The sequence below is a fragment of the Streptomyces changchenzhani genome (assembly GCF_039766235.1).
Taxonomy (GTDB): domain Bacteria; phylum Actinomycetota; class Actinomycetes; order Streptomycetales; family Streptomycetaceae; genus Streptomyces.
The window spans coordinates 424351-447781 of the sequence record NZ_JBDHNH010000006.1; the positions used below are offsets into that span (position 1 = coordinate 424351).

The following is a 23431-nucleotide window of genomic DNA, read 5'->3' on the forward strand; positions in this document are numbered from 1 at the left end:
ATCGCCTTTCGAAGATACTCGCAGGTCAGAGGGTAGTTTTCTGTTGCACCATCAAGATCTGTCCACATGATGGACGAGCCTTCACATGCCCTGCACACCTACTCCCAGCTGGCCGAACGACCATTCGGTAGAGGGGGGTTCGGATGGCGGGGCCGGAAAATGCCGACCGATGTGCACTCACTGTCCGCGTACGCAAGACTCCCGACCGCAATCAAAACCGCGAACGAAAGGGATTCAACCATGCGCAACACCCTCACCATGGCCGGCACATTCGCCGCGGCGGCAGCCCTCCTCCTGACCGGCACGGCAGCCGCGAGCGCCGCGCAGTCGCAGCCCGTCGGCACGACGAGCCTCTACGCCCCGTCGGCCCTGGTGCTCACGGTCAGTAAGGGCGAAGACGCCGCAACGGCCACCGTCGAGCGGGCCGTTACCTTGAGCTGCGCCCCCAAGCCCACCGGCAGCCACCCCTCCCCCGTGTCCGCGTGCGCCGAACTGCGCTCCGCCGACGGTGAGTTCAACCAGCTGGTGGAGCCCACCTCGCAGCGCATGTGCACGCGCCAGTGGGACCCCGTCATGGTCACCGTCGGCGGGGTGTGGCAGGGCAAGCACGTCAACTGGTCCATCACCTTCGGCAACGCCTGCGAGATGAACGGGCGAATCGCGGAAGGCACGGTCTTCAACTTCTGAGCCCGAGCAAGACGGCTTCTGAGCCCGAGCAGGACGGCGGCCCGGCGCATGACGCGCCGGGCCGCCGCGTACGTCGTACACGCGCTCTTCCTGAGCCCCCGCTTAGCAACGTCTTAACTCGACCATAAGGATCTCCATCACCCCTCCTCAGCAGGGGATTTCACGGGTTCTTGGGGCTAGCGTGCTGATCGCCGGGGCGGGATTCCTCCCGTCGGCGCAGCAGTTCGCCGGGGGGCTGCGCCGCCGGTTCGAACCCCGTCCCGTATCCCCCCACCTCGTGGAACCTGAAGGAGAACAACCCGATGACCGCTCGTCGCACGGCAGCCTCGATCGCCGCCCTCAGCATCGCCCCGCTGGCGCTGACCGCCCTGTCGGCCGCTCCGGCCGCCGCCCACGGATCGATGACGGACCCGGTCTCCCGGGTGTCCGCCTGTTTCGCGGAGGGCCCGGAGAGCCCCGATTCGGCGGCGTGCAAGGCGGCGGTCGCGGCCAGCGGTACGCAGGCCTTCTACGACTGGAACGGGGTCAACATCGCCAACGCCGCCGGGAACCATGAGCAGTTGATCCCGGACGGCGAGCTGTGCAGCGCCGGCAACGACAAGTACAAGGGCCTGGACCTGCCGCGCACCGACTGGCCGTCCAGCAAGCTCGCCGCCGGTCAGCACACGTTCCGCTACAAGGGCACCGCCCCGCACAGGGGCTCCTTCGAGCTGTACATCACCAAGGACAGCTACGACCCGGCCAAGCCGCTGAAGTGGTCGGACCTGGAGGAGAAGCCCTTCGCCGACGTCACCGACCCGAAGATGGAGAACGGCGACTACGTCTTCAACGGGACCATCCCGAAGAAGTCGGGCCGCCACCTCGTCTACAGCGTCTGGCAGCGTTCGGACAGCCCCGAGGCCTTCTACACCTGCTCCGACGTGGTCTTCGGCAAGGACACCGCGGGCTCGGGCGCGGCCCCGGCGCCGGTCGCCTCCGCCCCCTCCGAGCAGGAGCTCGCCGAAGGCGAGGACAAGTCCTCCGTGGAGCACAACGGCCACGGCGACGGCGACCACAAGACGGGCGCCGAGGTGACGGCCCCGGCCGCCGCCGAGCGGCCCGCCACCCAGGAGCCCGCCGCCAACGCGCCGGAGGCCAATGGCGCCACGCTGCCGGCCGCCGCGCCCGCCGCCACCGAGAACCTCGCCGAGACCGGCGGCGACAGCACCACGCCGTACATCGCGATCGGTGGCGCCGCCGTGCTCGCCGTCGGCGCCGCGGTGATGTTCGGCTCGGTCCGCCGCAAGGCCGCCCGCCGCTGACCCCCGGCCCCGCACACAGCTGCCGCCCGCCCCGGAAGACGGGACGGGCGGCAGTCGTGCGTGATGGCCTGGGTCAGCTGACGGCCGAGGCGCAGGTGGTCGGGGTGGCCCGCGCCGGGTCGAGAGAGTTGGCCACCTCGTGGAAGGCGATCCGGTCGAGCAGGCCGATCGCCACATGTTCGGAGAGGTCGACCGGGCACAGGTCCTGGAGCAGGACGTTACGTACGCCCGCACCCGAAAGGAACTGGCTGCGGTACGGGGTGACCACCTCGTCGTACCGGGTGGCGATGACGGTGTAGCGCACCCCGGGGACGGTGTCACCGCCCTGGTTGAGCCTGGTGAGGAAGGGCGACCCGGCCACCTGGTCGGCGAGGGCCGGGGTCTTGGTGGTGAGCAGGTCCTTGATGCCGGGGAAGAACGGCAGGAGCCGGGTGAGCCCGAGCAGCGTGGTGCCGTGGTTGTCGGGTGCGATGCCGATCAGCGCGTTCACCTCGGCGGCTCCACCGAGGAACTTCAGGTAGTGGCGCGGCATCATGCCGCCCTGCGAGTGACCGACCAGGTCGGCCTTGGGTGCGCCGGTCGTGGCGAGCACCTTGTCGACGAAGACATTGAGCTGCTCGGCGGACTTGTCGATCGGGCCCAGGCCGTGGAAGAACGGCACGTCCGGGAGCTGGCCGTAGTCGAGGGAGAAGACGCAGTACCCGCGCTTGACCAGATAGGGGGCGAGGCCGAGCCAGTTGTCGACGGAGTTCCCGAAGGTCCCGTGGACGAGGACGACGGGGCGGGGGTGGGCGGCGGACGGCTTGCAGGCGTAGTTGTTCCACCCGCTGGTGGGGGCTGCGGGTGCAGCGGCGCTCGCGGTGGCCGTAACGGCGGGAGTGGCGGTGACGACGAGGGCGAGGAGCAGCGCGGCGACGGGTCTGAGCGCTCGTTTCCAGGGCAGCATCGAGTGATCTCCTTGCGGCTCAAGGGGAAATGCGATGGGGTGCGCCCTGTGATCCGGATCACAAAGATGCTGTGGTGACGTCAAAATACCCACGAGTAGTCAAAGACTGAAGTGGCGCGCCAAGAAATCTTGACGGAAAGTCAACAAGGTGGTGCCACACACCCGGGCTTCAGCCATTCGGACCCGCCCCACCTGCGGAAACACCGGATGCCCCGGAGCGTGGGCGGCATGACTCTCGTCGACGAGGTGAAGACCGCCGTCACACCACGGACCGCACTGCTCGTCATCGGCGTACTGGCGCTCCAGCTGCTGTTCATCGCGTCCTACGTGGGGGCGCTGCACAATCCGAAGCCCAAGGATGTCGCTTTCGGCGTCGTCGCCCCCGCACGGGCCGACACCCAACTCGTCGACCAGCTCCGCAACCTGCCCGGCAACCCGCTGGATCCGCGCACGGTCGAGGACGAGGCCACGGCCCGCGACCAGATCATGCACCGCAAGATCGACGGCGCCCTGATCGTGGACCCGGCCTCCAAGCGGGACACCCTGCTCGTCGCATCCGGCGGCGGCACCGTGCTGTCCTCGGCCCTGACCACACTCACCACGAAGATCGAGGCGTCCGAGCAGCGCACGGTGAGGACCGTGGACGTGGCCCCGGCCTCGGCCCAGGACTTCGACGGGCTCTCCGCGTTCTACCTGGTCGTGGGCTGGTGCGTCGGCGGGTACCTCTGCGCGTCGATCCTCGCGATCAGCGCCGGCTCCCGGGCCGCAAACCGGGAACGAGCCGTGATCAGGCTCGGCGCCATGGCGCTCTACTCGATCACCGGCGGCCTCGGCGGCGCGATCATCGTCGGCCCGATCCTCGGCGCCCTGCCCGGCAGCATCGTGGCCCTGTGGGGCCTCGGCGCCCTCGTCGTCTTCGCCGTCGGCGCGATCACCCTCGCCCTCCAGGCGCTGACCGGCATCGTCGGCATCGGTCTCGCCGTCCTGCTGGTCGTCATCGCGGGCAACCCGAGCGCGGGCGGCGCCTTCCCGCTGCCGATGCTGCCGCCCTTCTGGGAGGCGATCGGCCCCGGTCTGCCGCCGGGCGCGGGCACCTGGGCGGCCCGCTCGATCGCGTACTTCAAGGGCAACGCGATGTCCGGCTCGCTCCAGGTGCTCGCCATCTGGTCGATCCTGGGCACCGTCGTCACGCTGGTCATGTCCTCGCTGCGCAGGCCGGAAGAGATTCCCACCGCCCCCGACGACCCTGCGGCCCTGGGGTGAGCCGACCGAATCCCCGCAGCCTCTGCGGGGCCCGGACGTGATCAGCACCCTGGCAGTGGAGAACTACCGGTCCCTGCGCAGGCTCGTCGTCCCACTCGGCCGGCTCACCGTGGTGACGGGTGCCAACGGCACCGGCAAGTCCAGCCTCTACCGCTCCCTGCGGCTGCTCGCCGACTCGGCCCGGGGCGGCGCGGTGGCCGCCCTCGCCCGGGAGGGCGGGCTGGCCTCGACGCTGTGGGCGGGCCCCGAGAAGACGGGCCGCGCCGTGCGCGAGGGCCGCCACCCCGTCCAGGGAACGGTGCGCACCGGACCAGTCAGCCTCCGACTGGGCTTCGCGGGCGACGAGTTCGGGTACGCCGTCGACTTCGGCCACCCCTCACCGGCGCCCGATTCCCTCTTCGGTCTCGACCCGGAGATCAAACGGGAGTGCACCTGGTCCGGGCCTGTGCTGCGCCCCGCCGCTCTGCTCTGCGACCGCTCGGGTCCTGCCGTGCGGACCCGAGCGGCCGATGGGAGCTGGCACCGGACGCAGGGCGCGGTCCGCCCGTACGACAGCATGCTGAGCGAACTGGCCGACCCGCAACTGGCCCCCGATCTGCTCGCCCTGCGCGAGCAGATCAGGTCCTGGCGCTTCTACGACCATGTGCGCACCGACGCCGAGGCGCCGGCCAGATCCGCGCGGATCGGCACCCGTACGCCGGTGCTCAGCCACGACGGCTCCGACCTGCCCGCGGCGCTCCAGACAATCCGGGAGATCGGCGACCACGACGCACTGGACACCGCGGTCGACGCGGCGTTCCCCGGCAGCCGGGTCACGGTCGCCGACCACGGCGGCCGGTTCGAACTGGAGCTGCGCCAGCACGGCCTGCTGCGACCGCTGGGCGCCGCCGAACTCTCCGACGGCACCCTGCGCTATCTGCTGTGGGTAGCGGCGCTGCTGACTCCGCGCCCGCCCACGCTGCTGGTGCTCAACGAGCCCGAGACCAGCCTCCACCCCGACCTGCTGCGCCCGCTCGCGGAGCTGATCCTCACCGCGAGCGCCACCATCCAGCTGGTCGTCGTCACGCACGCCGGGCCGCTGGCCGAGGCGCTGGGACGCGGCGCCCGCGACCGGCGCCTCGATCTGCGCACCGTCGAGCTGGTCAAGGACTTCGGCGAGACCGGCGTGGCGGGACGCGAGGGCCCGCTGGACGAACCGCTCTGGTACTGGCCGAAGCGGTAGCCTCGCGGACCCTGCGGGTCAGGCCCGGCTCGGGACCCTGCCGCAGCAGGTTCCTGCCTCGGCCGGTCTGTCATGACAGCACTGCAGGTCGGTCGACGACCTATGTCATCGACCGACCTGCAGGACCTGGAACCTAGGAATCGCGCGGCTGGATCACTGGACCAGCCGTTCTCGGGTCAACCGCAGTCTGGTCAACTGCGGTCGGGTCAACCCCGTCGGGTCAGCCGATCTCCGCACCGAGGGCGGACAGCGCGGCGGGTACCGGCTGGAAGAAGGTCTCGCCGCCGGCGGAGCAGTCTCCGCTGCCGCCCGAGGTCAGACCCAGCGCGGTGTCGCCCGCGAAGAGCGAGCCGCCGCTGTCGCCGGGCTCGGCGCAGACCGTGGTCTGGATGAGCCCGTTGACGATGTCACCGTTGCCATAGTTCACGGTCGCGTCGAGCGCGGTGACATCACCATCGTGCACCTGGGTGGTGGAGCCACTGCGCTGTACCTTCTGGCCGACAGTGGCCTCGCCGGCCTTGCTGATCGCCTGCGTGCTGCCGTTGTAGAGGTCCACCTCGCTCGGGTGCGCGACCCCGGCGTCGTACTTCACCAGGGCGAAGTCGGTCGTCGGGAACTTCGACTCGGCCATGGTGCCGAGCTTGCCGCCGCCCTGCTCCGTCCACGCGCTGCCGGCCTGGCCGCAGTGGCCCGCCGTGATGAAGTGCGGCGCGCCGTCCTTGACCACGTTGAAGCCGAGCGAGCAGCGTCCGCCGCCGCTGAGGATGGCGTCGCCACCCGCGATGAGGGGCTTGAACTCCCCCGCCGTCTTCTTCAGTTCGGCCTTGGCGCCGAGCGCCTTGACGACCTTCTCCAGCTTGCTGAAGGCAGCGCCCTTGACCGTACGGTCGGCCGTGACGACCACCGTGTTGCTCACCGGGTTCGTGGCCCAGGAAGTGCCCGGGATGGTCGCCTTGTCGGTGAGGGTCGTACGTGCGGCCTTCAGCTCGTTGAGGGTGTTCTCGACGACTCTGGCCTTACCGCCCGCCTTGCGTACACCCTGCGCCGCCGCCTCGTCCACGACGTTGACCACCAGGGCCTTGGACTTGGTGTCGTAGTACGCGCCGGCCGCGTCGGCGCCCAGACCCGAAGTGAGGTCGGAGCCGAGCTTTCCGGCCGCCGTCGCCGACAGTGACTTGATGGTGTGCTGAGGGGTTTCCTCGCTCGCGTTCGCAGTCTGGAAGGTGACTCCCGCTGCGACCAGGGCCGCGACACCGGCTCCTACGACCGCCACGCGCCTCTTGGGTATGCGTCGGTGCTTCAAGTCAGGACCTCCTGTGGGGGGTCGGGCCCAACAAGGTGGGGGGAGGGCCCGGAGACGCCCACTATTCCGAGGTCGCTCGCTCGTACACAAGGTCGACTACAAGACGCGCACACGACAACCCCCGCACGGTTGCGGTCTCTTTACATCCGCGGCCGTACGGGGGCGGTGAAGTGGTCATGCCGTGCCGGTCGCGTTCGCGAACACCGCGTGCGGTCGGACACGGGCAGCGGGAGAGGCCTAGTCCTGTCCTGTATTCGCCCCCACTGGACCGGATTCCGGCTTCGGGGATGCGGTTTCCTGCCCGGGCGCGGGTGTGGATGTCTGTGCGCGAGCGAATTCCGACAGGACCGCCGCCACGGATTCGGGAACGGATTCAGCCACGGATTCCGGTGGGGACGTGGCTGCGGGCCCGGGTGCCGGGGCCGAAGCAGGGGCCGGGGCCGAAGCAGGGGCCGGCAGCTGCTGTGGCGGCGGCGTGGCCCGTTCGAGGAAGCGCAACAGCTCCACGGGGAACGGCAGGACAAGCGTCGAGTTCTTCTCGGCCGCCACCGCCACCACGGTCTGCAGCAGCCGCAGTTGGAGCGCGGCCGGCTGGTCGGACATGACCGCGGCCGCCTCCGCCAGCTTCTTCGACGCCTGCAGCTCCGCGTCCGCGTTGATGATCCGCGCCCGCCGCTCCCGGTCCGCCTCCGCCTGCCGCGCCATCGAGCGCTTCATGGTCTCCGGCAGCGATACGTCCTTGATCTCCACCCGGTCGATCTGCACGCCCCAGCCGATGGCCGGGCTGTCGATCATCAGCTCCAGGCCTTGGTTGAGCTTTTCCCGGTTGGAGAGCAGCTCGTCGAGATCGCTCTTACCGATGATCGATCGCAGCGAGGTCTGCGCCATCTGCGAGACCGCGAACCGGTAGTCCTCCACCTGCACGACAGCCTCGGCCGCGTCCACGACCTTGAAATAGATCACCGCGTCCACCCGGACCGTGACGTTGTCCCTGGTGATGCCGTCCTGTGCGGGCACAGGCATGGTCACGATCTGCATGTTGACCTTGCTGAGCCGGTCGATCAAGGGAACGATCATCGTGAATCCGGGGCCGCGCACCGAGGATTTGAGCCGGCCCAGACGGAAGACCACACCTCGTTCGTACTGCTTGACCACCCGGGACGCCGCCGCCAGATACACCGCGCCGACGGACGCGGCGGCCAGCCCTGCCGTCACCAGTTCTTCGACCATCACGGCCCCCTGGGGTCCGAATTGGACGGACGTGTCCTACGACGGTACCTCCGTCGCGCCACTGATGGGGAGTCCCGTTCCCCTCCCGCACGACGGCCGTGACGACGGCCGTGACAACAGCCGCGACCACGGCCGTGAACGACGACGAGTCCCCGCCCCTGTGGCGGGGCAGGGACTCACCTGCTGCTGGCTGCAGTCATACGGTCGCGCAGTGGTGCCCGGAGAGTCCGATGCTGCCTAGTAGACGCTCACGTTGTACGCGCTCAGCGCCTCGGTGACCGGCTGGAAGAAGGTCGTACCGCCGGAGGAGCAGTTGCCGCTGCCGCCCGAGGTCAGACCGATGGCGCGGGTGCCGGAGTAGAGCGGGCCGCCGCTGTCGCCGGGCTCGGCGCACACATTGGTGCGGATCATGCCGTAGACGATGTCGCCGCCGCCGTAGTTCACGGTGGCGTTGAGCCCGGTGACCCGACCGCTGTGGATTCCGGTGGTGGAACCGCGACGGGTGACGGACATATTGACGGTGGCGTTGGCCGCACTGGTGATGTCGACACTGCCGACGGTCCCCGGGTGCGTGACGGCGGCGTTGTCGTACCGCACGATGCCGTAGTCGTTGACCGGGAAACTGGACCCGGTCGTGGGGCCGATACGCGTGGTGCGGGCAGAGTTCGTGTACCAGGCCGGGAAGCCGTCGGTGCAGTGGCCCGCGGTCAGGAAGTAGTAGGTGGTCCCGCTGCGGACGTTGAAGCCCGCGGAGCAGCGCCAGCTGGGGGCATAGATGGCGTCGCCGCCGGAGAGCAGCTTGGAGAAGGTGCCGGGCGTGCGCTCGACGCGGATGGCACCCGCGTTTGTCCCGGCTTCCCGCTTGATCTTGGTGATCTCGGCGCGGGAGACGGTGCTGTCGGCTGTGACGACGAGGGTGTTCGTCGCCTTGTCGACGTGCCAGGCCGTGCCCGCAACGTCGGCCTCCAGGACCGCGCCACTGGCGGAGGTGAGTTGGCCCGCACTGTACGTACCGGCTTCACCGGCACTGGCTGTCGGTACGGCGAGAGCGGCTACGGCGACGAAGCCGGCTGCCATGGCGATCACTCTGGATCGTCTCGCTATACCGCTGAGGGGGGTGGTGCGCTTGATCCTCACTTGTCGTTCCTCCCGAGGGGAATCGGGGACCCGCGGTGGGGTGACCGGGTCCGTGAGGCGCAGCCAGTGACATGTCCGCGTTCCGGACAGGTTGTGCCCCTGACAAGCGCTGTTCGGGAGTATTCGGGGAGCCAACTGCCCGCGCAAGGGCGCCTTTCAGCCGCCCGCGCGCACACGGCTTCCGGCCCCGTCAGCCGTGGGACTCACAGGGCTGACGGGGCTGAGCGACACGCTTTCCTGCGGTGGGACGGGTCAGCGGTCGATGCGGTTCCGCTCACCCGCCGGGACGGCGATCGACAGGGTGTTGCCCGGCGGCGGGAAGGGGCAGATGAAGTGATCGGCGAAGGCGCAGGGCGGCAGTAGCGCGCGGTTGAAGTCGACGGTCATCGTGCCGTCGGCGGCCGGTGCGGCGGGGCGCAGGAAACGGAAGTGGTAGCTGCTGACATCGCTGGTCCCGTCGGCGAAGACCGCCCAGAGCGAGCCGTCGTTCTCGATCGCGACCTGGAGCGTGTGCTCGTTCCTCTCGACCCCCTCGTTCCCCTCGACCCCCTCGACCCCCTCGACATCGAAGGCGATCTCGCCGGCCAGACCGAGCCCCCGCGCGCGCCCGTCAGCGTTCTCCACCTGGATGGTGGTGCGCCCCTCGTCGTACGGGCGGAAGCGCCCCGGCAGCGCCCATTTCTCGTCGTACGGCCCCGCCTCGATGCCGGCGAACGCACGCCGCGCGGGCGACTGCGGGTCGAAGACGCGGACGGCCCACAGTCCTTCGCGGCGCAGCACGACGAGTCGCTGCTCACCGGCCAGGACGCGGGACTCGTCGATGGGCCCGGTGTCCGCGGTCAGCCTGATCTCGCCGGTCAGGGGCTTGCCGTCGACGGTGATCCGGTCCTCGGTCCCGGCCGCCAGGACCACCTCGTCGCCGTCCTCGGCCCACTGCCCGGCCACGGCCGGAATTCGCCCCTCCGGGTGGTCGGAGAGCCAGTGGGTGCCGGTGAGCGAGAGCGGGCCGTACGGCGCCCGGACCGTCTCGGTGCGCTGCTCGTGCCAGATCTGCCAGTCCTGCTGCGGGTCTGTCCTCATGCGGTCAACCTTTCACACCCGCTGTACGGGCACGGGGATCCCGCAGCGGCGCGACCACGACGAGGGCCGGCTTGTCGTGACCGACGAAGCGATCTGTCGATGTATCGCGTATCCCGGCACCGTCCCGCAAGTGTCCCGCAGGTGTCCCGCCGCTGGGTCGACACATCGATGAGGAGGCCCCCCGCCCCCGCTCACCGAGTTCAGGCCGGCGCCCCTCCTGAACAGGGAACGGGGTGGTGCGGGTGGCTCCGGTCCCGCCGCCGATCTCTACGGCAGGACCGGAACTGAGCAGGCGTCAGCAGCCGTCGCAGGGGCAGCAGCAGTCGCAGCCGCAGCCGGGACAGTCGCAGTCGCGGCAGCAGCCCTCGCGCTTCTTGCGCGACCAGGGGCCTTCGTACTCCCCGGCACAGCACATCTGGCACGTGCAGCACAGCCCGATCGCGACCGCGCAGCCCGCCCAGAACCCGCGCTTGCCGGGCTTCGGCGGCTCGTGCCGGAAGCCGGGCGGCGGCCCGCCGGGGCCACCGGGCACGCCGGGATCGCCACCGCCGTAGGGACTCCCGCCGTAGGGATTCCCGCCTTGGGGATCCCCGCCGTAGGGGTTGCCCCCGTGGGGATTGCTCGTGCCGTACGGGCCCACGCCGTTCCCGGACCCGGCCGGCGGCGTCCCGTACGCCTGGCCCTGGACCTGGACCTGGCCCTGGTGTCCGCAGCTCGTCGTTCCGAACGCCCGGTCCACCGACTGCCGCAACTCGTGGGCCAGCAGCACATGCGCCAGCTTGTCGTCCACGAAGTGCGCGTCGCGCAGTGCCAGCCGTACGCCGCGCAGCGCGTCCTCGCACAGCCGCCGCGCCTCGGTGCGGTCGGCGCCGGTCGCGGTCAGCGGATTCCAGGCACCCGACGCGGCGTCAGTTTCCTGGTCCTCCACGGCATCCAGCAGATGCGCGAGCCGGCCGAAGAGCCGACCGGCCTCGGCCAGCGGCGCCGCGTTCTGCGGCCTGCCCGCCAGTACCGCGGTGTGCGCGAACGCCGCCGCGGTCGCGGTCTCGGTCGGCTCGGTGACGGTCAACAGCGAGGTACCTGGGCCCGCCAGCGCCTCGATCGCGCCCTGCCGGTCGACCGCGTCGACCAGCACAGCCGTGTCGAAGCCCAGCGAGGCGCCGGTACGCGCCCCCGCCCTGTCCCATCCCGCGGCGACCCGGCGCGCCGCCGCGGCCACCGGCCTGCGGGCCAACACTCCGTCCCGGTCGGCGACGTGGTCCCGGACCTTCGCGGAGGCGAGCACCAGGGAGACGGCGGCCGCGAGTCTGGCCCCCTCCCCCTGGGCGACGGGCGCGGTGCGCATGGCGCGCATTGGACAGGGGCCCGCGGTGCGCCGCCATCCCGTGCTGCGCTCGGACTGAGCCTCCGTCAGAACCGAGACGATCAGGCCGTCGTAGTTGGTGACGACCCTGGCGAGCTGGCCGTGGTCATTGCGAAGTGACAGGCAGAGGCCGCACAGATGGGCCATCCACTCGGTTTTGAGTCCCTCGGAGAGCCGATGGCTGCAGGGCCTGACGATTCCGAACAAGGCGCTCCCCCGGGAGTCTTTCGACAGTGCGGCCCGCATCGTACCGAGGCGATCCGTTCACCCGTACGACCCGTTCGTCACCCATGTGGCCCGACCATCGTATTTATCACTCTGTCAGCAGCCTTACACGGCAACAACCTTGACGAATCAACACAAGTTCTGCACCAGTACCGTCACGAATCCCCTGCGCGCCGACTATTCACTTGGCGCGTAATCCGCATGATGGACGACCATAGGGAAAGCGGAACACAGACTGACCGCGGTGAAAGGAGGCGTCCCATGGGATCGGTTCGCAAGGCCAGTGCCTGGCTCGGACTCGTCGAGGACAACGACGACGACCGCTACTACGACGACGAGTACGCCGAGAAGAGCGAGACAGCCAACCCCTGGGTCACGGACCCGCGGGTCCAGGTGGCCTCCGAGAAGGCCGAGGACCACGGCCGCAGGATCGCCACGGTCACCCCGGACAGCTTCCGGGACGCGCGCGGCATCGGTGAGCTCTTCCGGGACGGCGTCCCCGTCATCGTGAACCTCACGTCCATGGAGCCCGGCGACGCCAAGCGCGTTGTGGACTTCGCCGCCGGACTGACCTTCGGCCTGCGCGGCTCGATCGAGCGCGTGGCCACCCGGGTCTTCCTCCTGAGCCCCGCCAACACGATGGTCGTCAGCGGCGAGGCCGCGAGCCGTTCCACCGACGGCTTCTTCAACCAGAGCTGAGCAGGGCGCTCGCCGAGCGCAATCCGACCGGGTGTCCACGCATCTCCGTGGTCATGTCCTACCGGAAGGCGTCCAGGCCGGTGAGCGCCTTGCCCAGCACCAGCTGATGCATCTCGACGGTGCCCTCATAGGTGAGTACCGATTCGAGGTTCGTCGCGTGCCGCATCACCGGGTACTCCAGAGAGATGCCGTTGGCGCCCAGGATCGTCCTGCTCGTACGGCAGATCTCGATCGCCTCTCGCACATTGTTGAGCTTGCCGAAGCTGACCTGCTCGGGCCGGAGCCTCCCCGCGTCCATCCGCTGCCCCAGGTGGTGGGCGAGCAGGATGCCCTTGTGCAGCTCGACCGCCATGTCGGCGAGCTTGGCCTGGGTGAGCTGGAAGCCGCCGATCGGCTTGCCGAACTGCTCGCGGGTCTTCGAGTAGTCGAGCGCCGATTCGAAGCTGGCACGGGCCGCGCCCATGGCGCCCCACACGATTCCGTACCGCGCGTGGCTCAGACAGCTGAGCGGACCCTTGAGCCCGGTGACCTCGGGAAGCACGGCGTCGGCGGGCAGCCGTACCTCGTCGAGGACCAGCTCGCTGGTGACCGAGGCGCGCAGCGACCACTTGTGCTTGATCTCGGGGGCGGCGAAGCCGGGGGTGTCGGTCGGGACGAGGAAGCCCCGGATGCCGCTGCCCGCGCCTGCGCCGCCCTCGTCGGTCTGCGCCCAGACGACGGCGACGCCCGCCACCGAGCCGTTGGTGATCCACATCTTGCGGCCGGTCAGCACCCAGTCGGCGCCGTCCTTCTTCGCGTACGTACGCAGGCCCGCCGGGTCGGAGCCGTGATCGGGCTCGGTCAGGCCGAAGCAGCCGATGATCTCGCCCGCCGCCATGCCGGGCAGCCAGCGCTGCTTCTGCTCCTCGGAACCGAAGCGGTGGATCGCGTACATGGCGAGCGATCCCTGTACGGACACCAGCGAGCGGATGCCGGAGTCGGCGGCCTCCAGCTCCAGACAGGCCAGGCCGTACTGGACGTTGCTGGCGCCCGCGCAGCCGTAACCCTGGAGGGACATGCCGAGCGCGCCGATCGAGCCGAGTTCACGGGCGAGGTCACGGATGCCGGGGAGCTCGCCGCGCTCGTACCAGTCGGCGATGTGCGGCAGGACGCGGTCGGCGGCCCAGGCGCGTACGACTCCGCGGATCGCGAGGTCTTCGGGGGCGAGCAGATCGTCGATGCCGAGCGGGTCGCCCGGGTCGAACGGCGGGACCTTCGCAGGGGAAGCGGGGGGAGTTGCGGACATGACTGGCCCTCCGGCGGCTCACGGACTGCGTAAAACTAGCAGTGTTAGTTACGGCTTTCCGCCGACGTTACGGGTCACACCACGGCCCGTCCAGACCCGGCCCGCTCCGCAGGCTCCCGGCACGCCGGGACTTGCGCCAGGGGAGCCCGGTCCACGGCATCGGCCGTTTCCGGCTCCCGCGCACTGCACTCCATCAGACGCGGCAGCCTGAGCGCGGCCAGCGCGCCGAGCAGCAGCAGACCCGCGCTCACGAAAAGCGTCACATGCAGGCCGTGCACAAAGGAATGGCGCGCGGCGGAGCGCAGCGCGTCACCGGCGGGGCCGCCGAGCCGGGACGCCACCTGGTACGCCTCGCCGAGCGAGTGGGCCGCGGCGGAGCTGTCCGCCCGTGGGACTCCGGGGACCGCGGCGAGGCCCGGCGCGTAGGCGGCGTTCATGACGCTGCCGAGCAGGGCGATGCCGATGCCCGCGCCGAGCTGGTAGGAGGTCTCGCCGATGGCGGCCGCGCCGCCCGCGCGCTCGGCCGGGGCCTCGCTGAGCATCGACTCGTACGAGCCGAACAACGTGGTCTGGAGCCCGAAGCCGAGCAGTATGAACCCCATGGCCAGCAGCCAGGGCCGGTCGTGCTGTCCCATCAGGGTCAGGACAAGAACGGCGGCGGCGGTGAGCGTGAATCCGAGCGAGACCATCGCGCGCGGGCCGATGCGCTGCAGGGTGTACGAGCCGGTGGCGCCCGCCGCCATCGCGGCGAAGGTGAGGGGCAGCAGTCGCAACCCGGTCTCCACGGGACTCAGGCCGAGCACCAACTGGATGTACTGGACGGCGACCAGCTCCAGGCCGACCAGCGCCAGCATCGCGAGGACGATGCAGCCCACGGCGGTGGAAAAGGCGGGCCTGGCGAACATCCGCACATCGATCAGCGGGTGCTTCCTGCGCTTCTGCCGCCGTACGAACAGGATCAGCAGCGCGGAGCCTATGAGCAGCGGCAGCAGCGTCCGGCCGTCGATGATGTCCGCGCCGCCGCCCGCCCGCTTCACGCCGAGCACCACACCGAGCACACCGGCCGCCGCCATCAGCGCGCCGAGCACGTCCCAGGGGCCCTGGTCGCCGCCTCGGGACTCGGGCAGCAGCCAGCGGCCGACCGGCAGGATCAGAGCCATCAGCGGGATGTTGATCAGGAAGACCGAGCCCCACCAGAAGTGCTGGACGAGGAAGCCGCCGAGCACGGGCCCGGTGGCGGCGCCGACGGCCGCGACCGCCGTCCACAGGCCGATGGCGACGGCGCGCTCGCGCCGGTCGGGGAAGACCTGGCGGAGGATCGACAGCGTCGCGGGCATGATCATCGCGCCGCCGACGCCGAGCAGGGCGCGGGCCGCGATCAGGACGTGCGGGGTGTCGGCGAAGGCGGCGAGGGCGGAGGCCACGCCGAAGAGGCCGTAACCGATCAGCAGGATGCGGCGTCTTCCGACGCGGTCGCCGAGAGTGCCGAAGAGGATCAGGAGGGAGGCGCAGACCAGCGGATAGGCATCGACGATCCAGAGCAGCTCCATGCCGCCGGGGCGCAGGTCCTCGGTGACGGCGGGTACCGCGATGTGCAGGATGGTGGCGTCGAGGGCGACGAGCAGCAGGCTGACGCACAGGACGCCGAGGACGACCCAGCGGTTGCCGGCGGCGGGCAGGCCCGGAGCACGTCGGGTGGCGCCCGCAGACCGTTGAGTTCCGGCCGTGGTCGTCCCTGACATGTACGTACCTCCCAGTGGAATCCCTCGCGCTCGGCGGACCGGCGGGAACGGTGTCCCGCGGGGGCCCGGCATCGACGGGCGAGTGAGCCGTCAGAGTACGCGAGATCACGCCCGTGCCGCGTGTCCCAGCTCTCACCTCTGCGAACGGCCCGGTGTGGCGTACGCCACGCTCCCGGGCGGCCAGATGATCTTGCAGCGCCGATGTCGGCCACATGTGGGGGCGGGAAATTCCATGTCGATTCCCGGTGAACCGAATTCATCGACACACAATCAGCCTTGCGTACGAACCTCCGAATGAATAGGCCGCAAGGTCATCCGGTATTCGGGATTGGCCGGGAATAACCCTGCCGATGAGACACACCCCACATCACATCGTCATCACAAAACAGCCGGGTGGGCCGGGCTTGCCACTCACTCGCTGTAACGTCGATTGAGTGCGTACCGACCGAATCTTTGCCCGGCTGGACCGGGAGCCGGAGCCGCCGAAGACAGAGATCCCCGGGATGAGCGTTACCCGAACGGTCCTCTTCGGTTCGACGTTGGCGTTCTACATCGCCATCGTCTGGGCTGTGCTGATCGTGTCCTGGCTGGTGACCCTCGACTGGAAGGTCATGCTGTTCCGACCGTACGAGCAGTGGCCGGAGCTGCACGCCTTCCTGGACTACTTCGTGGTCCTCGGGCAGCGCGGCCCCACGGCCGTGATGGTCGCGGCCTGGCTCGGCTGGCGCTCCTGGCGCCAGCACACGCTGCGGCCGCTGCTGACTCTGGGCGCGTCCATCCTGCTGCTGAATGTGACGGTCGGCGCGGTCAAGCTCGGCCTCGGCCGCCTCGGGCCGCACTACGCGACCGAGATCGGCTCCGCCGAGATGTTCGCCGGCGGCGATATATTTCCCTCAGGACACACCGCCAACGCGGTGGTGACCTGGGGCATCCTGGCCTACCTGGCCACCACTCCGCGGGCCAGGCGCTGGCTGTCCGTGCTGTCCGCCGTGGTGGCCCTCGGAGTCGGCGCGACCACGGTCTATCTGGGCACCCACTGGCTGAGCGATGTACTGCTCGGCTGGGCCGCGGGGCTGCTGATCCTGCTGGCCCTGCCCTGGTTCGAGCCGATGATCGGCCGCACCGAGGCGTGGATCTTCCGGGTGCGCGAGGTCTGGCGGGCCCGCCGCAGGCTCACCGCCGTGCTGCCCGCACCTGCGGGCGGCCCCGCGGTGCCCTCGCTCTTCCCGCAGCGACTCCCGTCGGGCGCCGAGCCGCCCCACCGTGAACCGGTGGGCGCAGGCAGGTCCCCGGGGGCCAGGGCGTCCGTACACCTCAGCCAGCGGGCGTACACGGTCCGCTCCGAGCGTCCCTCCGTCACACCGGCGGGCAGCCGCCGGCCGCCGCACGCGGACCGTACGGGCACCACGGCGCGGGGCGGCACAGCCGCACGCCCCGTGACCGGCGGCTGACCCCGGGACGCCTTGTCCGGGGAGCCGCTCAGCCCTGCCAGCAGCGGGTGACGGTCTCCCCGTCGACCTCGAAGTTGAGCCGGCCCGTCAGGTACTCCATCGTGATGATCGTGCCCGGCGGCAGCGCCCTGATACTGCTCCAGCCCCGCTCGCGGGCCAGTCGTTCCGCACGGGTGGCGTCGAGGCCGACGTACGCCTCGGGAGCGTCGTCGGGCTGCGCTGCTGGAGTCGGTATAGGTGCCATGTGGCTCACCGTAGGCGGCCTCGGACGGCGACGGAAGTCCGGGGCCGATCCGTGCCCACCACCCCTCAGGTACCTCGACGGTCACGCTTATGTCACAGGATGACGACAAGCGTTTGGCATGAACGCCTTCACCCGAAAGGGCAGTTCCTTAGTCGCGGAAGGTGAATTGCGTGCCCCTTGAACGATCACGGAAATGCCCGACCGCAATTCACCCCGGCCCCCCGGCGCGCGGTCGTTGACTTTCCGGCCACGGGTGCCACGACGAAATCTGACGGGCCGTAGCCAATTCACGGTTTCCGCACAGAATCCGCACCGGCCCGAGTGAGTCGTGACACCTTCGCACGCGTATCCGGCCGAGTACGCACCCTGTTGGATCCGGGGCGGACACGAGCATCATGTGTGTCCTGCCTGGTACCGACCACAAGAAGATCGGGCATCTCTACCTGATCACGTCGCTGCCCCGAGTACGCGGCCTTCCAGCGGCCACCCAGGTCACTTTGGCGCGCCTCGATCCAGAGAGCGCGTGAGGAGATCACGGGCCGACCGGATCCGTTCCGTGAGCTCCGGCGGCGAGACCACGTCGAAGTCGAAGCCCATCAGCATGATGTGAATGATCAGCACATCGAGGCCGGCCGCCCCGGTGCGCAGCAGACAGCTGTGCTCGTCAACCGCTTCCAGTACCCCTGCACTGGGCGAGACGACCTGTGCGGCCTTCTCCAGGGGTACCCGCAGCCGGACCACGGCCGTCACCGCGTACGCCCCGTTGGACACCCCCTCGGAGACGTACGCCGCGAGGTCTTCGGCCGGGGGATCGCGGGGCACGAAGCGCGGGCCGTGCGGGGGTGTCGGAGTGATCCGGTCCGCCCGGAACGTACGCCAGTCGGACCGGTCCAGGTCCCAGCCGACCAGGTACCAGCGGCGTTCGGTGCACACCAGGCGGTGCGGCTCGACGGTGCGGCGGCTGGCGGCGCCCGTGTGGTCGCGGTAGTCGAAGCGCAGCCGCTCGCTGTCGCGGCAGGCGTTGGCGAGCTCGGTGAGCACCGAGGCGTCGACGGTCGAGGCCTGCGGGCCGCGCAGCATGGGGACGGTGAAGGCGTTGAGCGCGCCGACCCGCCGTCTCAGCCGGTGCGGCAGGACCTGTTCGAGCTTGGCCAGGGCGCGTACGGAGGTCTCGCCGATGCCCTCGATGCCGTTGCCTGCCGCGGTGCGCAGGCCGACGGCGACGGCCACTGCCTCCTCGTCGTCGAGCAGCAGCGGCGGCAGCTCGGCCCCTGCTCCGAGCTGGTAGCCGCCGCCCGTGCCGGGGCTGGCGTTGACCGGGTAGCCGAGTTCGCGCAACCGGTCCACGTCGCGCCGCACGGTGCGCGGGGTGACGCCGAGGCGGTCGGCCAGGGCCGGTCCCGACCATTCGCGGTGGGCCTGGAGCAACGAGAGCAGGCGCAGCAGACGTGCCGAAGTCTCCAACATGCGGCCGAGTCTGCCAGCGCTTGCGGACAGGTACGGTCCGCAAGCGGGAGGCGAGTGCCCCTATGACTACGTTGTCGGCTACTTGGCGTTGTCGAGACGGATGCTGAGGTCGTTGTCGACGGTGAAGTACGGGTAGGCCGTGGTGGGCCGGGAAACGCCGGCGCCCTCGACGGGCAGCACCGGGTAGCGGAAGATGCCCTTCTTCTCCCAGATGTCGTCCAGGATCCGGCCGATCCGCACCCCGGCGGCGCCGTGGGGGCCCGTCGGGCACAGCCACAGGTCCCACAGCCGCTGCTCGTCCCCGCGCCCCTCGGCCAGTGGCCCGTACGGCAGGGTGAAGGTGAACGCGCCGTCGCCGGTGCCCGCCACCGGTACCCGGTGCACGAGGTCCTTGTTGCCGCGCAGCCTGGCCTCGACGACCGCGCCCGTGGCGAGCCCGATCCCGTACAGCCTGCCCTCCGCCGTCATCCCGCTCTGCCCGCTCTGCCCGACGGTGAGCGCGCCCGACTCCGCGTGCGGTGCGCGCAGCCAGCAGCGCACCGCGAGGCTGCCGTCGGCGGTCGGGTACGGGATGCGCACGACGACCTGGGTGCGATCGGTCTCGGGGGCGCGGTCCACGAGCGAGCGCAGGTCCCTGAGGCCGGGCTCGACACGCTGCTCGGCCGCGCCGTCCCCCAGCGTGGTGAAGGCGTCCCAGCGGCCCTCGGCCAGCTCGACGGTGCTGGGCAGCACGGCCCGCAGCCGGCCCTCCTCCCCCGACGGGGTGAGCGGCAGCCGCATCTCGGCCGCCGCGCCCTTGCCGCCGCGGCGGCGCAGCACCAGGGCCGCGCCGAGCGAGGGTTCACCCGCCATGTCGAAGGTGAGGCCGCCCGCGGAGTCCGCGATGCAGTCGGCGCGCGGCGGCCAGGTGCGGGTCGAGGTGCTGGTCATGCGGTCTGCCCTTTCCGGAGCACGGAGGCGGCCTTGTGGCGGAGGGAGTACGCAGCGTCGAGCACCGCTCCCCGGGCAAGGTGCAGCGCATCGTGCGTCCGGCTGCGTGAGCGGCCGTTCGCGCCCTGGGTGACCAGCTCGGTGAACAGCGCCTCGTAGCGTTCGGCGATGAGGGCCGGGTCGAAGCGGGCCGAGCTCGCCAGCGCCGCGGCGCCCATGGTGCGCCGCAGCTCATCGTCGTTGATCAGGCCGATGAGCGCATCGGCCATCGCGCCGGAGTCGCCGGTGGGCACCAGCCGGCCGTCCACGCCATCGGTGATGATCTCGCCGGGTCCGTGCGGGCAGTCGGTGGACACGACAGGTACGCCGCAGCGCATCGCCTCGACGATGGTCATGCCGAAGGACTCCGTGCTCGATGTGACCGCGGCGATCGACCCCTTGACCCATTCGGGCTCTATGGGGTTGGCGGACCCCATCAGGAAGACGTGGTTGTAGAGACCGAGCTCATTGATGAGGGCGTGCAGCGCGCTCTTCTCGTTGCCGCCCGCGTCGCCACTGCCGTAGATGCGCAGGTGCCAGTCGGGGCGGGCGGAGACCACCTTCATGAAGGCCTCGATCAGCAGGTCGTAGCGCTTGACCTTGGTGAGGCGGCCGGCCGCGACGATCCAATTGCCGCTGCCGTCGGCCGGGGCGACGGCAGCCGCGGGCACACTGTTGGGCACGGCCTCGATGCGGACGCCGGGCAGCTTGAGGCGGGTGCGGTAGGCGCGGGCGTCGGCCTCCGTGACGGTGGTGACGGCGTCGAGGAGGGCGTAGCGGTGGCTCAGTTCGCGGCGCAGGCGGTAGCCGTGTCCGTCGAGGGTGAGGTGCTCCTGGCCGACGCGCACCGGACCGCGCCTGGTCTGGCGGGCGATGTGCACATTGAGCCCGGGGCGGGTGCCGACGACGACATCCGCCTGCATGGACTTCAGGTGCGCGGCGATCCGGGTGTCGGTGAGGCGGCTGTACTGCTTGTGCCGGCCGTCGCCGTGCGCGAAGACCTTGGCGGGGATGGCGAACCGCGGGTCGTCGCCGTCGAAGCCGGGGCTCTTCTTCCGCAGGTCCACGAGGTGGCCGAGACGTACGCCGACGGGGGCGCCCAGCGCCGGTTCGTCGCGGTGCCGGAAGACCGAGACGATCTCGACGTCGTGCCGCTCGGCCAGCACCTGGGCAAGGTTGAAGGTGGCGCGGATCGTGCCGCCTACGCCGTACGCGTTGTGGAGCAGAAAAGAGATGTGCATACGCTGACGAGTCCCCCTGATCGTCCGCAGACCTTGGCCAGGGGTCCACTTGCTTTCAGGATTGGACTGTACTTGGCACTTTCGGGTTGTTTTCGGGTTGTTTTGGATGCTCTCCGAATCGTTCCTGAACGGTTGTCGCATTGATAACCCGCGCGAGCAACCTTTTAGCTGCTTTACGCATCAGGGCCGATACGGCAGCTGCGGAACGGTGAAGCAGTTCTTGTTCATGTCGCCGCCCTGGGTGATCCAGCCCTCCCCGTCCTTCCAGCGGGCGACCGAGAGACAGGTACGCCTCGAAGCCGGCGGCTCCGCCCGGTGCTCGTAACCGACCGGGAGCAGCAGACCGCGCGCGGTGTACGGCTCGGCCCGGTTCAGATACGCCTCGACGCACGCGCGCGTGAGCCGCGCGCCGCACGACTTCGCCGCGTCCGTGAACCACATCGCGGCGGCCCAGCCCTCCAGCTGCCACTGGGAGAGCGACCGGCCCTTCATCGCCCCGCGAAACTCCCGGACGGCCGGATGGCTCTTGTCCTCGGCGTTGCGACTGGCTCCGGTCGCCCACAGGGCGTTGCGGCAGCGGGGTGCGTCCTTGAAGTCCTGCGGGACCGTGGCCGACCAGTTCTGCACGTTGGTGACCTTCGCGGTGACCTTCGCGCCCACCGCGTCCATCGCCTCGCACAACTGGGCGTTGCCGTGCGTGTCCATCGCGTCGAAGACCAGGTCGACCCCGCGGTCCTTCAGATCCGCCGCCACCGCACGGAAGTTGGGCAGCGCGAAATCCACCTGTTCGGTGACGACCCGGTAGCCCTCGGCCTTCAGCCCCTGGGTGACCAGCCGGGCGTACGCCGCCGAGGCCGCCTGGTTGTACGCGACCACGGCGGCCGTGCGCGCGCCATGCTCCCGCTTGAAGTAGCGGTAGACCTCGGTGCCGCCGTAGAGGGTGCCGTTCCAGCCGGGCTCGGAGCCGGTGCGCGGGGCGAGGCTGCCGTAGATCCCGTACAGGTGGGGATAGGTGTCGTACGCGGAACCGATCGGCTGGCCGCCGATGTCGGGGACGCCCGCCCTGGCCACCCGGGGTGCGCCCGCGTACTGCAGCGCGGTCGTCGCGACCAGCGCGAAGACCTTCCGCTCGTCGATCAGCTTGTGCACGCAGTCGTTGTTGCCGAAACCGCTGCCGCCGTCGTCACAGGTGAACACCTCGACCTTGCGCCCGCCGACCCCTCCCCGGGCGTTGAGCGTCTCGAAGTAGGCCTTCGCGCCGTCCCTGGGGCCGGTGAAGGCCGCGCCGCCGACGGGACTGGTGGCGCTGGTGATGATGCCGATCCGTATCGCATCGGCGGTACGGGCGGGCGGCGGCGCGCTGCCGCGCTGCTCGAAGTCGCTCTCGGGCAGGCGGCTGCCGCAGGCGGCGCTCAGCAGGAGCAGCGCCGCGAGCAGCGACCGTTCAGCAGCCCGGCGCGGACGCATTGCCGCTGAGCTGGACCAGCGCGCACAGAGTCTTGACGGAGACCTTCCACACCTCGTCCTGGTGGACCGATGTGCCCTTGCTGTCGGGCAGTGCAGGCTTCCCGCCGACGAGCAGGTCGTACGTCACATCCGCCTCGGTGGCCGAGGTGAACTTCACGTCGGTTACCTTCGCCGAGGACTTCGCGGCGTTCGGGTCGTTGCCGAAGGCGGAGATCAGCATCCGCATCGAATCGCCGTTCTGCAGCACCTTCACCTTGTCGTCCGTCGACGCCTTCGGGTCGAAGAACGTCGCCCAGTTCTTCCCGATCTCCGCCTCGGCCGCCGCGGGGTCGGCCGGCGCATCCTTCTCCGGGGGCGCCGCGGGGGTGCTGCTCGGGGCCGGGGCGGGCGGCGGCGTCCCGGAGGGGCTGACGTCGTCCGAGCATCCTGCGGCGGCCGGTAGGAGAATCAGCACTGCGGCGGCCGCCCACGCCGCAGTACGAGGGTGTCTGCCGAGGACCATCTGGCTCACCACCGAGTGTCCGATCGGACCGTTCGGTCCGATGCTTCCAGGGTCTGACGCTTCAGGGCATAGTGCAAGGAATCGTCCGTCATGGACAGACCTGTGCAGTTCCATTAAGTACCCAGGAGGGTCACGATGCAGCGGACGCGACCGCACGACAGGGCGCCGCGCCCCGTCTTCTGGGCCGGTCTGACGGCCCTGACCTGCGGCGCGGTGCTCTGCGTGATCGGCTGGTACGGGATCTCGGGCGAGCGCTTCGCCGAGCGGCAGCTCCCGTACCTCGCCTCCTGCACGGTGCCCGGGGCGGCGCTGATCATCGCCGGCGCCGTGCTCGTCGCCCGTGGCGACGCGCGTACGTGGCCGCCGCGCGCGGAAGAGCCCTACGACCCGGCGGGCGACGAGGACCCGGCGGACCTTCCCGCGCCGCCGTCCGCCGAGGGGCCGCCGCTCCGGGTGCCCGGCGGGACACTGCTGCACCGGCCCGACTGCCCACTCGTGACCGGCAAACCGGGCGCGAGACCGGCGGGCGACGCCTCCGGTCTACTCCCCTGCCCCGTCTGCGAACCCCCCGGCGCGACCCCCTCCGCCCCTGCGGTCGAGGCCTGAC

The 23431-nt window shown here is 70.2% G+C and carries 21 protein-coding genes; 7 read left to right on the top strand and 14 right to left on the bottom strand.

Features of this window, described 5'->3' with window-relative positions; all coding sequences use genetic code 11:
• Nucleotides 1-240 precede the first annotated feature (240 nt).
• Complete coding sequence (locus ABCR94_RS21530; protein ID WP_347121270.1) at nt 241-687, top strand: subtilase-type protease inhibitor; 447 nt, start codon at nt 241-243, stop codon at nt 685-687.
• 302 nt (nt 688-989) lie between these two features.
• Nucleotides 990-1988, top strand: coding sequence for a lytic polysaccharide monooxygenase auxiliary activity family 9 protein (locus ABCR94_RS21535; protein ID WP_347121272.1), 999 nt, complete (start codon nt 990-992; stop codon nt 1986-1988).
• A 73-nt stretch (nt 1989-2061) separates the two neighbouring features.
• Here the strand turns inward: ABCR94_RS21535 and ABCR94_RS21540 are convergent, their stop codons facing one another.
• The gene (locus tag ABCR94_RS21540; RefSeq protein ID WP_347121273.1) at nt 2062-2934 is read right to left on the bottom strand and encodes an esterase/lipase family protein; all 873 of its coding nucleotides are present in this window, start codon (nt 2932-2934) and stop codon (nt 2062-2064) included.
• A gap of 228 nt (nt 2935-3162) precedes the next feature.
• Here ABCR94_RS21540 and ABCR94_RS21545 point away from each other — a divergent pair, with 228 nt between their 5' ends.
• Entirely contained in the window at nt 3163-4197 is a 1035-nt protein-coding gene (locus ABCR94_RS21545) for a DUF3533 domain-containing protein (RefSeq protein WP_347121275.1), read from the top strand.
• A 37-nt stretch (nt 4198-4234) separates the two neighbouring features.
• Nucleotides 4235-5419: an AAA family ATPase gene (locus ABCR94_RS21550; RefSeq protein WP_347121276.1), complete on the top strand. Its 1185-nt coding sequence runs from the start codon at nt 4235-4237 to the stop codon at nt 5417-5419.
• Nucleotides 5420-5639: 220 nt separating this feature from the next.
• Here ABCR94_RS21550 and ABCR94_RS21555 read toward each other — a convergent pair whose 3' ends face one another.
• From ABCR94_RS21555 to ABCR94_RS21575, 5 genes are all read right to left on the bottom strand, one after another.
• Nucleotides 5640-6722, bottom strand: coding sequence for a S1 family peptidase (locus ABCR94_RS21555; protein ID WP_521977463.1), 1083 nt, complete (start codon nt 6720-6722; stop codon nt 5640-5642).
• A gap of 237 nt (nt 6723-6959) precedes the next feature.
• On the bottom strand, nt 6960-7952 hold the full coding sequence (locus tag ABCR94_RS21560; RefSeq protein WP_347121278.1) for a slipin family protein: 993 nt from the start codon (nt 7950-7952) through the stop codon (nt 6960-6962).
• Nucleotides 7953-8189: 237 nt separating this feature from the next.
• A complete protein-coding gene (locus tag ABCR94_RS21565; protein WP_347121279.1) occupies nt 8190-9089 on the bottom strand; it encodes an alpha-lytic protease prodomain-containing protein in 900 nt (299 codons plus the stop codon).
• 252 nt (nt 9090-9341) lie between these two features.
• Nucleotides 9342-10169 (bottom strand): DUF1684 domain-containing protein, encoded by an 828-nt coding sequence (locus ABCR94_RS21570; RefSeq protein ID WP_347121280.1) that lies wholly within the window; start codon nt 10167-10169, stop codon nt 9342-9344.
• 295 nt (nt 10170-10464) lie between these two features.
• Entirely contained in the window at nt 10465-11739 is a 1275-nt protein-coding gene (locus tag ABCR94_RS21575) for a DUF5685 family protein (RefSeq protein WP_347121281.1), read from the bottom strand.
• A gap of 279 nt (nt 11740-12018) precedes the next feature.
• Here ABCR94_RS21575 and ABCR94_RS21580 point away from each other — a divergent pair, with 279 nt between their 5' ends.
• On the top strand, nt 12019-12456 hold the full coding sequence (locus ABCR94_RS21580) for a cell division protein SepF (protein WP_347121283.1): 438 nt from the start codon (nt 12019-12021) through the stop codon (nt 12454-12456).
• Nucleotides 12457-12514: 58 nt separating this feature from the next.
• Here the strand turns inward: ABCR94_RS21580 and ABCR94_RS21585 are convergent, their stop codons facing one another.
• Both ABCR94_RS21585 and ABCR94_RS21590 read right to left on the bottom strand, forming a co-directional pair.
• Nucleotides 12515-13741 carry an acyl-CoA dehydrogenase family protein gene (locus ABCR94_RS21585; protein WP_347121285.1) on the bottom strand — a complete coding sequence of 409 codons (1227 nt, stop codon included), beginning with the start codon at nt 13739-13741 and terminating at the stop codon, nt 12515-12517.
• Nucleotides 13742-13815: 74 nt separating this feature from the next.
• Entirely contained in the window at nt 13816-15483 is a 1668-nt protein-coding gene (locus ABCR94_RS21590) for an MFS transporter (protein ID WP_347121286.1), read from the bottom strand.
• A 434-nt stretch (nt 15484-15917) separates the two neighbouring features.
• On the opposite strand from ABCR94_RS21590, the gene ABCR94_RS21595 reads away from it, so the two are divergent.
• Entirely contained in the window at nt 15918-16934 is a 1017-nt protein-coding gene (locus ABCR94_RS21595; RefSeq protein WP_347121287.1) for a phosphatase PAP2 family protein, read from the top strand.
• 28 nt (nt 16935-16962) lie between these two features.
• Here ABCR94_RS21595 and ABCR94_RS21600 read toward each other — a convergent pair whose 3' ends face one another.
• From ABCR94_RS21600 to ABCR94_RS21625, 6 genes are all read right to left on the bottom strand, one after another.
• Nucleotides 16963-17178 (bottom strand): I78 family peptidase inhibitor, encoded by a 216-nt coding sequence (locus ABCR94_RS21600; protein ID WP_347121288.1) that lies wholly within the window; start codon nt 17176-17178, stop codon nt 16963-16965.
• A 492-nt stretch (nt 17179-17670) separates the two neighbouring features.
• Nucleotides 17671-18645: a helix-turn-helix transcriptional regulator gene (locus tag ABCR94_RS21605; RefSeq protein WP_347121289.1), complete on the bottom strand. Its 975-nt coding sequence runs from the start codon at nt 18643-18645 to the stop codon at nt 17671-17673.
• A 78-nt stretch (nt 18646-18723) separates the two neighbouring features.
• Nucleotides 18724-19575, bottom strand: a complete 852-nt coding sequence (locus tag ABCR94_RS21610) for a transferase (RefSeq protein WP_347121291.1) — start codon at nt 19573-19575, stop codon at nt 18724-18726.
• Nucleotides 19572-20855, bottom strand: a complete 1284-nt coding sequence (locus ABCR94_RS21615) for a glycosyltransferase family 4 protein (RefSeq protein ID WP_347121293.1) — start codon at nt 20853-20855, stop codon at nt 19572-19574. The genes ABCR94_RS21610 and ABCR94_RS21615 overlap by 4 nt, the downstream gene beginning before the upstream one ends.
• A gap of 180 nt (nt 20856-21035) precedes the next feature.
• Complete coding sequence (locus ABCR94_RS21620) at nt 21036-22322, bottom strand: ABC transporter substrate-binding protein (RefSeq protein WP_347121294.1); 1287 nt, start codon at nt 22320-22322, stop codon at nt 21036-21038.
• On the bottom strand, nt 22300-22836 hold the full coding sequence (locus tag ABCR94_RS21625; RefSeq protein ID WP_521977469.1) for an MTB12 C-terminal domain-containing protein: 537 nt from the start codon (nt 22834-22836) through the stop codon (nt 22300-22302). The genes ABCR94_RS21620 and ABCR94_RS21625 overlap by 23 nt, the downstream gene beginning before the upstream one ends.
• A gap of 123 nt (nt 22837-22959) precedes the next feature.
• Here ABCR94_RS21625 and ABCR94_RS21630 point away from each other — a divergent pair, with 123 nt between their 5' ends.
• A complete protein-coding gene (locus tag ABCR94_RS21630; RefSeq protein ID WP_347121295.1) occupies nt 22960-23430 on the top strand; it encodes a hypothetical protein in 471 nt (156 codons plus the stop codon).
• The last annotated feature ends 1 nt before the right edge of the window (nt 23431 follow it).